The 14,120-nt window shown below is 49.0% G+C and carries 9 protein-coding genes; 4 read left to right on the top strand and 5 right to left on the bottom strand.

The window, feature by feature from the left end; translation table 11 throughout:
* Positions 1-75: 75 nt before the first annotated feature.
* On the bottom strand, positions 76-3,588 hold the full coding sequence (locus Q1A69_RS17625) for an indolepyruvate ferredoxin oxidoreductase family protein (RefSeq protein WP_299588381.1): 3,513 nt from the start codon (positions 3,586-3,588) through the stop codon (positions 76-78).
* A 555-nt stretch (positions 3,589-4,143) separates the two neighbouring features.
* Here Q1A69_RS17625 and Q1A69_RS17620 point away from each other — a divergent pair.
* Both Q1A69_RS17620 and Q1A69_RS17615 read left to right on the top strand, forming a co-directional pair.
* Complete coding sequence (locus Q1A69_RS17620; protein ID WP_299588379.1) at positions 4,144-4,626, top strand: Lrp/AsnC family transcriptional regulator; 483 nt, start codon at positions 4,144-4,146, stop codon at positions 4,624-4,626.
* A gap of 722 nt (positions 4,627-5,348) precedes the next feature.
* The gene (locus Q1A69_RS17615) at positions 5,349-6,131 is read left to right on the top strand and encodes an alpha/beta hydrolase (protein WP_299588375.1); all 783 of its coding nucleotides are present in this window, start codon (positions 5,349-5,351) and stop codon (positions 6,129-6,131) included.
* Positions 6,132-6,196: 65 nt separating this feature from the next.
* Here Q1A69_RS17615 and Q1A69_RS17610 read toward each other — a convergent pair whose 3' ends face one another.
* The 4 genes from Q1A69_RS17610 to Q1A69_RS17595 all read right to left on the bottom strand — a co-directional run bounded on the left by Q1A69_RS17610 (position 6,197) and on the right by Q1A69_RS17595 (position 12,107).
* A complete protein-coding gene (locus tag Q1A69_RS17610; RefSeq protein WP_299588371.1) occupies positions 6,197-7,858 on the bottom strand; it encodes a D-arabinono-1,4-lactone oxidase in 1,662 nt (553 codons plus the stop codon).
* Between the two features lie 87 nt (positions 7,859-7,945).
* The gene (locus Q1A69_RS17605) at positions 7,946-9,814 is read right to left on the bottom strand and encodes a carotenoid oxygenase family protein (protein ID WP_299588368.1); all 1,869 of its coding nucleotides are present in this window, start codon (positions 9,812-9,814) and stop codon (positions 7,946-7,948) included.
* A gap of 596 nt (positions 9,815-10,410) precedes the next feature.
* Positions 10,411-10,875 (bottom strand): GNAT family N-acetyltransferase, encoded by a 465-nt coding sequence (locus Q1A69_RS17600; protein WP_299588365.1) that lies wholly within the window; start codon positions 10,873-10,875, stop codon positions 10,411-10,413.
* A gap of 458 nt (positions 10,876-11,333) precedes the next feature.
* A complete protein-coding gene (locus tag Q1A69_RS17595; RefSeq protein ID WP_299588363.1) occupies positions 11,334-12,107 on the bottom strand; it encodes a hypothetical protein in 774 nt (257 codons plus the stop codon).
* Positions 12,108-13,158: 1,051 nt separating this feature from the next.
* Here Q1A69_RS17595 and Q1A69_RS20440 point away from each other — a divergent pair.
* Positions 13,159-13,530: an alpha/beta hydrolase fold domain-containing protein gene (locus Q1A69_RS20440; protein WP_366525606.1), complete on the top strand. Its 372-nt coding sequence runs from the start codon at positions 13,159-13,161 to the stop codon at positions 13,528-13,530.
* A 217-nt stretch (positions 13,531-13,747) separates the two neighbouring features.
* Positions 13,748-13,924: a hypothetical protein gene (locus Q1A69_RS20435; protein WP_366525607.1), complete on the top strand. Its 177-nt coding sequence runs from the start codon at positions 13,748-13,750 to the stop codon at positions 13,922-13,924.
* The last annotated feature ends 196 nt before the right edge of the window (positions 13,925-14,120 follow it).

Genomic DNA, 14,120 nt, shown 5'->3' with positions numbered 1-14,120 from the left:
ACCTCTGAAAACCACAGGTACTATCAAAGTATTCAGAGATTCCTTAATCAGAGACTCCCGAACAAGGCGCCTTAATTAAGAGGCCGCCACTGTGGCCTGATCCCCGCTGCCACGAGCAAATCGGGCAAACAGTTCTTCCCAGCGTTCTTGTACCTGAGCAAATTTCTGCTCGCGCACATGCCCATAACCACGCACCTGCTGTGGAAGCTCCAATAACTCCTGCGCGTCAGCCAAATTATCTGCCGACAAACGGGCCGTTACCCAGTCTATCGCCTGAGCCACTTGGCGAGCCCAGTCGCGCTCGACACGCCGCTCCTTGGTGTAACCGAACACATCCATAAAGCTACCGCGCAATGCTTTGCCGCGTGCCAACAACGGCATTAAACGACCCATCCAGGGACCAAATTGCATCTTACGAACCCGTCCACTGGCATCGGGGCGCGCAAGCAGTGGCGGTGCCATATGGAATTTCAGGGTGTAATCACCGCTAAACGTTTCGCGCAGCTGACGTTGAAAATCTTCACTACCGTAGAGACGCGCCACCTCGTACTCGTCCTTATAAGCCATAGCCTTATACAGGCTATTGGCCGCGCTGCGAGTCAGTTCTCCTGTGGCACCCGGCAGGGCCAGCTCCGCCTGGTGTAAACGCCCAATCCGCTGGTTAAACTGGTGAGCATAAGCCGTATTTTGGTATTCCACGAGCTCCGCACCCAGACGCGAGATCAACTGCTCTACTGACTCCTGCGGCTCAATCATTTTGACCGGTTGCGCCGGTACCGCCAGCTTTTCAATGGCCCTCGGATCGGTCGCCAGCAGGCGACCCGCACGGAATGCGCGCAGATTATTTTCCACTGCGACGCCATTCAGCTGAATCGCCCGCTCCAGAGCCGCCTCACCGATTGGCAGAAGCCCTTGTTGGCAGGCGAAGCCCATGATCATCAAGTTACTGGCGACGCTATCGCCAAACAATGCCTGGGCATACTTGTTTGCATCGAAAGCAAAGTACTCAGCACACAGAGACTCGATACTCTGTTGGGTGGCATCCGCCGGGAACGCCAGTTCGTTATCGCGCACAAAGGCCGCGACCGGTACTTCGGCGGTATTCACCAGCGCACGCATTGTGCCCGTGGCAAACTTCGGGCGCTGGCCTGCGGCGGTCACCATATCGCAACCGAGCAGCAGCTCGGCAGCGCCATCGCGGATACGCGCAGTGGTGATAGCCTCTGGGCTCGCACCCACTTTTACGTGGGCCACCACCGCACCATTTTTCTGTGACAGCCCGGTGAAATACAAGGTGGTACTACCCTTATCCTCCAGGTGTGCAGCCATGCCCAGAAGTGCCGCCACGGTGAGCACACCGCTGCCGCCAATACCGGCCACCAGAATACTGAGAGGCTGTTCCAGCGCGGCCGTTGGTGCTGTGGGTAAATCAACGATGGCAGAATCCAAAGATTCCGCCAGAGACTGCACCGGCGGTTTTTTCAGGTCACCGCCCTCGACGGTGACAAAACTCGGACAGAAGCCATCGGCACAGCGCATATCCTTGTTGCAACTGGACTGGTTGATCTGGCGCTTGCGCCCATAGGGGGTTTCCAACGGTTCTACGGCTATACAGCTGGACTGCACACTGCAATCGCCACAACCCTCGCACACGCGCTGATTGATCAACAGCCGCTTGGGCGGATCCACCATCTGTTTTTTCTTGCGGCGGCGACGCTTTTCTGCCGCGCACACCTGCTCGTAAATTATTGCGGTAACACCGGGGGTTTCCCGCAAGCGGCGCTGCACGGCATCCAGTTCAGAGCGATCCAGTACCTCCACCTTTGCGGGTAACTGGGCGCGGTGCTCACGCCAGTGATCCGGGTTTTCACTGAGCAAGACCACCTGCCCAACCCCTTCAGCCAGTAACTGCGCCGCCAGACTGGGCGCATTCACCTCACCATCTGCGGGCTGGCCACCGGTCATAGCGACCGCATCGTTGAGTAGGATTTTGTAGGTGATATTGACCTTGCTGGCCACTGCCTGACGAATCGCCAGCAGACCGGAATGGTTATAGGTCCCGTCACCCATATTCTGGAATATATGCTCGGCATTGGAGAAGCGATGCAATCCCACCCAGTGCGCCCCCTCCCCCCCCATATGGGAATAGGTATCGGTACGCAGCCCCTTGCCCAGGGCCATAATATGGCAACCAATACCAGCACTACCCAGGCTGCCCTCCGGCAACTTGGTGGAGGTGTTGTGTGGGCAGCCGGCACAGAAAATTGGCTCGCGCGCCAGAAGCCCCTGGGCCCGTTGCGGTACATTACCGCCCAGTTTTTCCGCCAGCGGAATAAGCTTCTCGGCCAATTCCGTATCCGCCAGCCAGCGAGCGATTGCCTTGGCCACCTGATCCGGACCGAAGCCCCAGATCGCCGGCAGCAGATCGTCGCCATTGAGGTCCTTCTTGCCCACCACTTTCGGGCGTCGGCCGTCATCCCAGCCATACAAGAGGTTTTTCAGCTGGTCTTCCACCAGTGGGCGCTTTTCCTCCACCACCAGCAGTCGCTCCATACCATCGGCAAACCCACCGATCGCACGAGGTTCCAAGGGCCAGGACATCGCTACTTTGAAAATAGCAATGCCCGCCTGGCACAGGTCTTCCTCACCCAAATTCAGCAGCTGTAAAGCCTCGAGCAGATCACCGTGAGCCTTGCCCACCGTCACAATACCGAAGCGCTTGCGATCCGATTCATGGGTGGTCTTATCCAGGCGGTTCGCATAGGCGAAGGCCTGAGCCGCCGGCAAGCGCTCCTCCAGCATACGGCGCTCATATTCCAAGCGCTCCGCAGGCCAGTTGAGGTGCGGATCGTAATTCAGGCCGTAGGCGGGAATAGGAAAGTCCGCCGGAATTGTAAATTGCGGCAAGCCCGGCACCACCAGGGAAGCTCCAGCCTCCACCGTTTCGGTAATCGCTTTAAAACCTACCCAAAGACCGGAGAAACGCGACAGGGCAATACCGGCGAGCCCCAGGGTCAGGTACTCGTCGATGCTGGCGGGGAACAGCAGCGGCATCATGACCGACTCAAAAATCTGGTCGGTATTGTGGGAAAACATGGAGGATTCAGCGGTGTGGTCATCACCACACAGAGCCAGGACACCACCGAGTTTGGCGGTACCCTGGATATTGGCCTGACGAAATACATCTGCGGTGCGATCAACACCGTGGCCCTTACCGTACCAGATGGAGAAAACCCCATCACGGGTAGCCTGCTCGCGGTAGTGGTCTATAAGTTGGGTACCCCAGATATTGGTGGCCCCCAGGTCTTCATTGATACCGGGCTCAAAGTGGATATCGTGCCCCGCGAGCAGCTTTTTGTGTCGCCATAGGGCCTGATCGTAACCGCCGAGCGGGGAACCCCGGTAACCTGAAATGAAACCTGCGGTGTTCAGGCCCGCCAGTTCATCCATGCGTTTCTGCATCAGAGGCAGGCGTACCAGTGCATCAATACCAGTCAAAAAAACCCGGCCAGAATCGCGGGTAAACGCGGCTTTGAGAGAATACTCCGTATCAAAGCCCAGCTCCTGATCGCCTTCGACCATTGCCATGGGTACCACCTATTTATTCATTATTGCTTTTTTATGCCCGATCCAATCGGCAGTCACGGCGTCGAAATCATGTCAACACTGCGCGACCCCGCCGAAATCCAAATCGTGACTTATGCTTGGACGCTAAAATTAACACCGCCCGGCCAAGCAGGTCATACCAAAATAAGCCTGACTGGGGCATAATACGGACACAACTCGCTAAAGATCACAAGCTGCTAGCAACAATTCACTCAAAAAGCCGGTTTTTTAGGGATACTTCGAATAGAGACTGCGCGGGTGTACCCACTCTGGGTGCAAGCTGGCAAGTTCCCTTGCCTACTGTCTTCCTTATTCACTGGACGGTAAGTGGAATGTGACGAATAGCAGGTAGTTGGTCATCCAGTAGAAAACTGGGCAGCGGATATTTATAACAAAGAAGAGACGATTTCACAGCGCCCTAGAAAACAGGATGACTGCCTGAGACAAAATTAAACTGGAATGTTTTGATGTCGAGGGTGAGGTGAAGCAACCGGAGAACCCGGTATACGTTCAGAGAGAAGAGATACGGAAAAAACCATGGCCTATTTACTGGATGCCATCGATAAAAAGATCCTGGAAATTCTCCAGGAGGATGCCACTATCCCCAATATCGAGCTGGCAGAAAAAGTCTGCCTCTCCCCCTCCCCCTGCTCGCGCCGGGTCAAAAACCTCCATGAGCAGGGTTTTATCAAACGCGCCGTGACCCTATTGGAGCCTGAAAAAGTAGGTCTTCCAGTTAGTGTCTTTATCCAGGTCACCCTCAACCACCAGGTAAAGAAAGAGCTGCAGGATTTTGAATCCGTTATCGGCCAGTGGCCGGAGGTTATGGAATGTTACTTAATGACCGGTGACTTCGATTACTTGCTCCGCGTGGTTGTCCCAAACCTGCAAGCCTACCAGGAATTTCTCGATAAAAAGCTGACAGAGTTACCTGGCATTGATCATATTAAGAGTAGCTTTTCCCTAAAGCAGGTGCGTTACCGCACTGAATTGCCATTAGATCAGTTACTGGATAAGTAACCCCAGCAGGAAGAATATCCTCCCACGCCTCTAATAAACCATTAAGGCAAGCCTCCCGGATTTCAGCGCCTGAGTCATCCCCAGGCGCCCATAAAAAACACGTGGACCAGGGCCTCCTCTTATCTAACACGTCAATCCAGCCCACCCTCCTGTGACGTAGACTCCCAAATATCACCAACCACGAATAGGTGGCCGAGTATGACATCACCAAAAAAGACTAAAGGAAACTAGTTTAAGGCAGCAATCAAAAAAATCTTGCTGTCCGCTTCCATTGGCGGTCGCTTGGCTGGAGGTGGCTTGATTGGAGATGCCATGCTTTCAATAGACATCATGACCGCACACGAGATAGCACCCAAAAAATTTTTAGTCACAGCCTGACATTAACATTGTTCATATATTCACTATATGCAGGCTTTAAATCCTTAAGAACTCCATCGAATATTAAGCACCTTGAGCGTTTTTTTTCGCACAGCCCCCCCTGGATCACATCTCCTATTCTGAGTTTTAAACTTGCCACCGGAGTAGACGCATCCTTTTTATTGATATATCCACCCATCAGTGATACATATCGCCTGAGCATAGGTGCTGAACACTCACTGCCCCTATTAAGGGAACACACTTGGGGGATCGGATAAACTTAGCCGCTATCCGCTTCTTGGTCCTTATCAAACTTTACAAAGAGTGAAAAGTTAGAAAGAAACAATAAAGCCTATATAGCAAAGATGAAGCACTCACTAGAAAAACCTAAAGAAACCGTCCTCTTTCTTCATGGTGCACTTGCCGATGAAAGAATGTGGGAACCGCACTATCACATACTCTCAAATGAATACAGGGTTGTTTCTCTCACCCAAAGACATTTTGGTGTTAATAATAAAGGCTCGAGTGGAAATTTTGGCATTGAAACTCATGCCAATGATCTGATTAGTTTCTCAGCCACGCTTGGTGAGGACCCCATACATTTGATCGCTTGGTCTTACGGTGCTGACGTTGCCTTAAACGCAACGATAAAAGCACCCAAATTGTTCAACAGCTTATTTATTTATGAACCTGGATATCCCGGACATCTGAACACCAAGGAAATGGAAGAGTTTATGAAGGATGCCGAAGCCATGTTTGGCAAGGTATTCGAAGCGGTTACTAGCGGTGAGTTTGAGGAGGCTGTGGCGTTTCTTATTGATGGCTCCGGGAACAGCGCTGGCTATTTCTCTTCACAAGCACCAGCACTTCGTGCCCAGCAACTGGAAAATGCTCACACCCTTCCCTTACAACTCTCTCAAACTGAAAAGCCCTGCTTGGATAAAGAGCATCTGTCGAAAATCCAAATTTCCACTACGATTGGATACGGCAGTGAAACCAGAAAACTCTTTCAGATAGTATCCAAATCTGCTGCCAGTCACACTCCATCATCTAAACTTATGCAAGCAGCTTCAGAAAATCACATGTTGCCAATAGAAAATCCAGAAAAGTTTTGTCTGCTTATTAAAGAGCACCTTTCAAAGAATTAACACTCAGTCCTCACTAAAATAAAAAGGAGTGGCGAAGCCACCACTCCTTTTGTATCAACTCAAGCCTAATCTTTCTTACATATCCGCGCCTCGGAATACCAACTGCCTGCCTGACAAGTTGCCCCCTGCTCGCAATGCTGGTCAGTTCGGCAATAGCACTGGCCGTCTGCATTACACTGAGGGGTTAGGTAATTCTCGAGTGGGTCCTGCCCACTGACACGCTCCCAGAATGGATTGGTAAAGACATTCTCTGGATCTAACTCAGCCTTAGCATCAAGGAACTGAGACCACTTGGGGAACCGGGAGGGCATATTCTCGAATATTGCTACCGAGTTCTTACCCCAGTGTGGGCGGGCACCATACTTACGCAGAGACATCTGCTCGATTTCTAGGTTTACAAAGTAGTTTTTGGGCACTGCCTCACCGCGCTGACGCAAGGTATATTCAATACCGACAAAAGCGGTGTCGCGGCCTGCACTCATTCCCAAGTAACTCTCCGATGCCTTGCCAAAACGGAAGTAGATGCCATTTAGCGGGAAGCAGGTGCGCTCACTGTGGGCCATAATCTGGCGTACGTCGGCTATCCAGTTGGGCAGTTCCTCAAAAGGTATAGCCACTTCCTGAAGGGCAATGGGCAGTTTATCCCAAACACAATTGTTCGGCTCCTTACAGACAAAGTGCTGCATCAAATCCGCATGGCCCGTCGGCTTGATATACTTCTTCAAGCCCGAATTGACATCGCGGAAATAAGAACCTGTACGGGCCGTGTAGCGCAAAGATGCAGCAAAACATTGTAAAGCTGTACTATCAGCCTCGTGAAGACTGTCAAAGATCAGACCAAATAGATATTCAGAGAAATCAGAAACATCCGCCTGGGCGTTATACGCGTTGCCCCGGGTACTTAGGGGCACCTTATTATAGGTGGTAACGGTATAACGTCCCAACCCTGGAAACCAGGCAACATTGGCGGAGTGATTGTCCCGAGCCAGATCCAGAATGACGCTCTCCAGGTCGCTATCATCCCGCTGACCTTTTACCTTGGCACGCACCTTGTAACCGGGCTCGGCTTCAATAGTCACCTCAACCACAACACCCAACACTCCGAGGTTTACCCGTGCCGCATTGAGCATCTCCCCGGTAAGCACGCGCAGATCTCCTTTGCCATCGACGATCTTCATCTCGGTGACATAGTCGGAGATCATGTTGCTTTTCTGTGTGAAGGTAGAGCCGTGAGTACCACTACCGAGCATTCCACCAATCGAAAAAATCGCCAGCTCAGTAACCATAGGCACACTGAGTTCATGCTCACGCAAGTAGGCCGTCAGGTCGTTAAAGCGCATACCTGCCTGGACCGTTACTAGGCGGTTTTCCTTATCGAGACGAACTACCTGATCCATATTTTCCAGGGTGATTTGTACCTCACCATTACCGGCACAAGCTGCATCAATCTGGCTGTTAAAGCGCCTGGTCCCAGCCATGACCTTGCGCCCCTGCGCTGCCGCATCGCGTACGATCGCCTGGACTTCAGCAATCGTTGATGGGTCGTGAATAACCCCTGGAAAACAATCCTGGGTACCCTGATAGTTTTTTAAAACCTCTGGTACATCAATGGGCGGTGGCAACTGATCCGCCGAGGCTCCCGCAGCAATAAATAAACCTGCCGCACAAAGAAAATTGGTAGCCCGGCGCAACAAATGACTTCGCCCGGTTAGAAGTTGCTGGTACATGCCTTTGTTCCCCTGCTGTTTTATGACTAGAGCGTGTTTTACTAACTTGCTAAATACAAAGCTTTGGTATTTCCAGTGATTAAAAACTTAGCCAAACCTGGGGAGTAGCTCCCTATTGATAATCTCCTGCACATTGCGGCTATGGTCTGGTGCCTTACCACGCAGGAAATCCCCATACCCAGACCGGTAAGCTGTTGCCGGGCGGCGATTAATAGAAGGTACCCACAGGGCGTGATTGGTGGTGGCAAACTCCAGGGATTCACTGGCGAGAATACAGATCGGGCCCCTACTAAGGGCAGCAGCATCAAATATCCAGAATTCCTTGCCGTTAGAGTCGGCGCTGCTCGGATGGTTTCTGACTACGGCTGCAATCAGGTAGCCATCATTCTGAGCCGTGGAGCCGGGCCGGGCCATAAACTGAGGCGTGCGCATTACACAGTCCTCGGGGAATTGGTAGGCATCGGCAATTCGCATCTGCGTGCAATCCATATGTACCAGGGCGGATGGCTTGCTCTGCTCAGGCATGTCCCAATAACTGTAAAAACGCTCGGGATAATTTCGGTAGGCCCAGGAGACACGCATGGAGACTAAGTCCGGGCGGTAGCCTACTGCGGCCCAATATAGGTGCTCAAAAGTCTCCGGAAACTGGAAGTGGCCGCGATATGCTGGATCGTTCATATCCCACAGAAGGTTTTCATCACGAATAACCCGGTAATCCTCCCTGATCTCCCGTGCGAAGTTGGAGGTCACCTGTATCCGTGCCCGCACCAGGCCACCGACATCCACCGGGGCCACCGGGTAGCCGGACAACCATTTAGGCACCAGCCCCCCCTCCTGAAATATCTCATAACGGAACAGCTGTTCAGACTTATCCATAGCCCCCATATACTGGCCATAGAGGGTGATTTCACCCGCGCTATCGTCGTAGTTACAGACAATATCGGAGGTATCGAAGCCTAGCTCCAGGTAATCGGCAATAATGTCCTCGCGCCCCGGAACCATATCGGACTTGCGTAAAACCCAGCAGCGGGTGCTATGTTCCTGCGGCAACACAATACGCGTACCGAGGATACGGGTGGATTCCACCCTGGCCGCCGTTTCAAAGATAATGACATGGTTGCGGGTAACACCCAGAGAATGGGAACTGGCTGCAATATAGGCGTTGTTTCCCTGGCGATCACGAATATTCCAGCTTTTAAAAGTACCCTGTTGATCCCAAGCGATCAGGCGAATAAAGCCCGAACGCCCAGAATCCCCCATGTTGCCGCCATAATTAATGGTAATACACTCGCCGGTGTCTAAATCAAAGAAGGGGTGACCTGTGGTTCGAATCTGTGGAAACAGCCACTTATTAGGGGTGAGGTTATCAAGAAGTGGAGGCAAACTGGACTCCCACTCATCTACTTCGCCAATAGGCGTTATCATTTCCAGGGTAGTAGCATCGAACTCATAAGGCATCCCCCCTTCATAACTCATGGCAAAACGGTTATCTCCCATATAATTGGGAGCGGTGTTGCAGTAGTTCATGAAGCCTAGATTTGGGCTCGAATAAATAGTACCTCCCAGCAAATTAAACTTATCAAAGCCACTCAAGTCCTGCTCTTGCATAACTGCAGAGGCAGTTCTTATCATTTTTCGAGTATACGCCACGCTATCGCTGCTAGTCCTACCGCTAAAATCTAGCCGGGTGAGCGCGCCTTTTCCGTTAGGTGTCAAATGGTTAGAGGCAAGTGGAATTCCCTCGGCCATCAACAAGTGTCCAGTGACATCATCCGGCAAGCTGCCCTGAACCACTTTAAGTAATCCGGACGAATCCTCCAGGCTGCCATGCATAATAGATTTTGGGAAACTGGAATCCGCTGTACGATTACTTGCCTGAGCTGTCGAAGTGGTCATACCAGCCAACGGCAATGTAGAGAGGGCGCCTGCGGCTTTAAGAAGATCGCGACGTTTCATTATTTTCCTTTTAATAAAACCGGCCGACTACTTTACCTGACCTTTTGGTTAAGGATTTATAGGGCTGACTTATTAAGCCTGCCTCTGCCTTTTCGTATCTTTGGCGCCCACTACAAATTATTTTTCTTACTAATCAAGCAGAGTAAAGCATCAAAGATTGAAATACCGAAAAACCGGGTCGCAGTTAATTATATTAAACTGAAAAAATCAAGATCGAGATTATGACACTGTTAACCAGTCTTCCAGAGCAACAAACAACCCAGAAAGACCCAACAGTCAGACAAAAAAATACCGATAAAACATCCGTTAAGTGAAATTATCAGTATCTCAAGCTTAAAAATAAGGAATTCGGATCGCGCCCCCAATCAATCCAACTCCGAAAACATAAAACCAATGGAAAAAGCTATTTATCAGGAAGGCAGTATTATTACCAATCAAAGCAACAACATTGGATTTCAACGAAAATTTTTTCTGCTGCACGAACATTCAATTACACAGACAATATTTTCACATTACAATTGGTATATACTCGTTACCACAACAAGATAAAGGGCAGTCCAAGACGTAGTTCCAAAATAATAAGGCTCAGGCAATAGTCACAAAATCAACTTAAGCCTCTCACCATTCGAGTTATCGGAAAAACCTTCCCTATAATAAAAATCAATGATTCTTTGCCACTTCTTCTTCTCGGGTGTGCTAACCTCCAAACGAGGCCAGCCTTGCTCTCTGGAAAACTGGATCGCTTTCTTGAGTAAAGTTTTTCCGATCGACTGAGAACGGTATTCCGGCTCCACGTAAAATTCTTCAATTACCCCGTAATAGCCACCAGCATAAATCGCTGCCGACCTGGATATCGTAATGACACCTATAGGGTTACACTCGACTAAATATAGGAAGGCCGAAAAACCGCCAGCTTCAGATAATAACTGACTGGAAGCCGCTGCTAACTTATCCGTATCGATTTCTCGCTTATGCCCTACCAGGGCTACAAGCAACTTAGCCACCAATTGAGATACTTCAGTACTATGTTGTGACGTAGCCTGTAATATTTCACCATACATAGATTACCTCTACGCGCTTTCTTCATTTAGCAGTGTCTCCACGACAACCGTGAAGTTCCAGACGTGAAATGTGATCACATTTAAAATGTAGCAGCCCATATACCCACCTGCAAGGCATATTTTGAATAAGACTTACATGAAAAAATTATTTTCCGCAGTTACTACCAAGGAAATGGGGTCGAAAAATAGTGAGATATGATTATATAGGGCGTAAAAAAAAGGGAGGAGCAATAATCCAGGGAGACTCGAATAATTGTGTAAACTCTCTGCGGAATATGAAGATTACAAATGGGAGACACAGATCGCCGCTTAACTCGCTTCCACAAGAGGCACAACGCACATGATGTGCTTTTCAGGGTCCACACTGTGGGACTCTCCGCGGTGTCACAAATTATTTAGAGGTTCCCTAGAAAGCGCCCCTCCTTGGAGGGGAGCTTTCTAGTATCAAAGCGTTAAAATTAATCCCAGCGGTTAAATATCACGTGCATGCCGTGGTTATCATCACTCACAAAAACAAAATAGCCCGCATTGGTATGCCTTGAGGCGCATACTTTGGTGCCACCGGAGGTCTCTGCACACTCCATTTTATTGGCTTCAATCCCCATCGTCTCATAAGCACACTGCTCAGACTGGCCTGCCAGGTTTTGCACCAGGTCGCGGGTAGTTCTGGCCAGCACAAAACGATAATCCCCAAAGTAACGGTAATTGTAGGCATCCAGGTAATACGCCTGAGAATCCCAACCAGAGCCTAGTAGATCAGAGTAACACTGTGCAGGATTGGCCATCCACAACATATCCATGTCATTGGAGGCGTGAACTCCAGGCCAGTTTTGTTGATCATGCTTGGAAAGGACTACGTTGGTAGAATCAACGTAGTCCTTTACAACAACATAATCACCTTCATCACTTTCTATACGACAAATTGGTGCACCACCAATAAAATCATCACATTGCACGTCATCTAATGTAATTTGAGTGGTAGAAGTGATACAGCTAGAGACATAATTTTTTGCCCAGTTTTTCACTGCGGTAATGGCATACTCACGCTTATCTTCAATTTCATAATAGAAATCTGAAAAAATGCGATACACCTCACGGTCATTCGTATTGCTCTGAGTTGCAGCCTCGGAGCATTGGCTAAAATTCGGCAAATTAAACGTTGTGTTAGCCTGTGCAGGAAAAGCACAGGCGATTGTCAAGGCTACGACAGTTAATTTTGTAATGGCTTTCATTTGAAATCCTCCATGAATTTACTCTCTCAAAATCGCCGCGGATTCTAGCAAAGAGGTCCCCCCAAATGAAACAATTTTGTAATATCATGACAGAGTCATCCGCAGTAAAAAACAATTGATACCGCACTTTCAGATATCCGTCTATATAGCCGTGCATACAGAGTCTTACACTACTCGGGCCTTTTTGGCAAAAGAAATAAATAAAAAACCAATTTAGTGTTCATACATTCTCATTGACTATTTTATTAGCTTCTCAATCCGTTTTCTCTCACAGATGCTCGCTGCCAGATTAGCATCCAAAGGAGACGCCAAAGTTTGTCCGTATACAGCCTTAATAATATTGAAAGGCACTGAAATCTAAACCGTTTTGTATATGTAAGCTTTGTGCTTGTACACTTTAGGATAAAGTTTCTCAGCTTAATCCTCAAATATGGAGTCAAAATAGAAGCTCGCCCGATAAATATTCATCTTGGGCTCGAATAATAAGCACTATTACCCCGGAAAGAAAATTACACTAATTCCCCACGGTATAAACAGACCCTTAACGCTAATTAACTATTCCACAGTTCATGCATATTTCAGAATGCACCAATAAATTGGACACTAAACGGCAATCTATATTTTCAGCTGCTGCTCGGCTAACGCCTCCCCGAACCACGAAATCTATTAATCCCATCAAAGAAAAAAATCACTTAGGAAAAATCATTTTCAGCACAATGACACCACTAATAAATAATAGCCCTTGAATATGACTAGGAAATTTTTATTAGCGTCGCTTGACTGGCGGATTCGCGTCATACCAAGGCCGTACCAACCACTGAAGCACGGAGATTCAGCTCTCATTTACAATGCAGTGTACGAAAACATATGTGAAGCTATAGGCGCCCAGTATATGCCTATTTCGCAACAAGATCGGTAGCCAACTCCAGATTATAAATTACGGATAGACTATGGTTTTTTCGGCCGCCCTCCAGCTCATCCAACCCCTAACAAAACTCAGCGCTCTATTGGAATCTATTGAGCCAATTACTGTGGGTGATGCAATGACAAGATGCGAAGTTGGAGAGGGAGTATTAGGAGCGCTTTTCCGCGAGCAACCAAGACCAGAGGACTTATCGATACAAAGCGTCCTGGTGAAAGTTGTCAATGGAAAAGCTTGCAGATACGTTGGTATAACAAAGCAGGATCAATAGCGGACTCAGCACTAGTTTACTTACATGACGGCGGATTTATCCTTGGAGATGTGGAGTACCTGCTCTCTCGGTGGGATATTGCAAAACGCCAGAGTACCCCTCCATCCCTACTCCCTTTTGAAGACTACTATTCAGCACTAAATTGGCTATCTAAGAATGCCGAATCGCAGGGAGTCAATCCAAAACGGCTCACGGTAATCGGCGATAGTACAGGCGGCGGACGGCGGTAGCGCAGACCATATTAACCAGACAAATTCTGATCTATCCAATGTTCGACGACAGAAATAGTACTGAGGACTCCAATCTTATACCCTATGTGCTCTGGAGTAGCGTTGACAACCTTACCACATGACAGGCATACCTTAGAAATGCCGTGGGCAAAAGTAACATAAACCCTGTTGTAGCACCGGCATACTTACATAACGCTGAAGATTTGCAGTAGCGGAGCTGGATATATTCCGAGATGAAAACAGCCAGTACGGGCGCTTACTAATCAATGCCGATGTCAGTACCGAGTTTCACCTGTGTCCAGGTGTTATTCATGCCTGGGAATTACTCGCAGCAAAATTGTCTATCTCCATTAGAGTCATGAAAAATTGTATTCACGCTATCAAATCCTTTTGAGGCGTAAACCGAGTAATAGAGCATCGATACAGGCCTGTGATATAGCCTTTGCATTAACCGTATTTTATTGGTTTTTTATTATTGGAGCTTAGGGTTCACCGAGCTTGACAAATCATATTACCTGCATTCAACTCTGAAGTGCATCACCCTTTAGGTTGCTGCCTCAGCCGTATATTCTCCCAATATCTGACTAGGA

It is taken from the genome of uncultured Microbulbifer sp. (assembly GCF_947498635.1).
Lineage (GTDB): Bacteria > Pseudomonadota > Gammaproteobacteria > Pseudomonadales > Cellvibrionaceae > Microbulbifer > Microbulbifer echini.
Note: the sequence above shows the minus strand (reverse complement) of the source record. Positions and strands in the feature narration are given on the sequence as shown.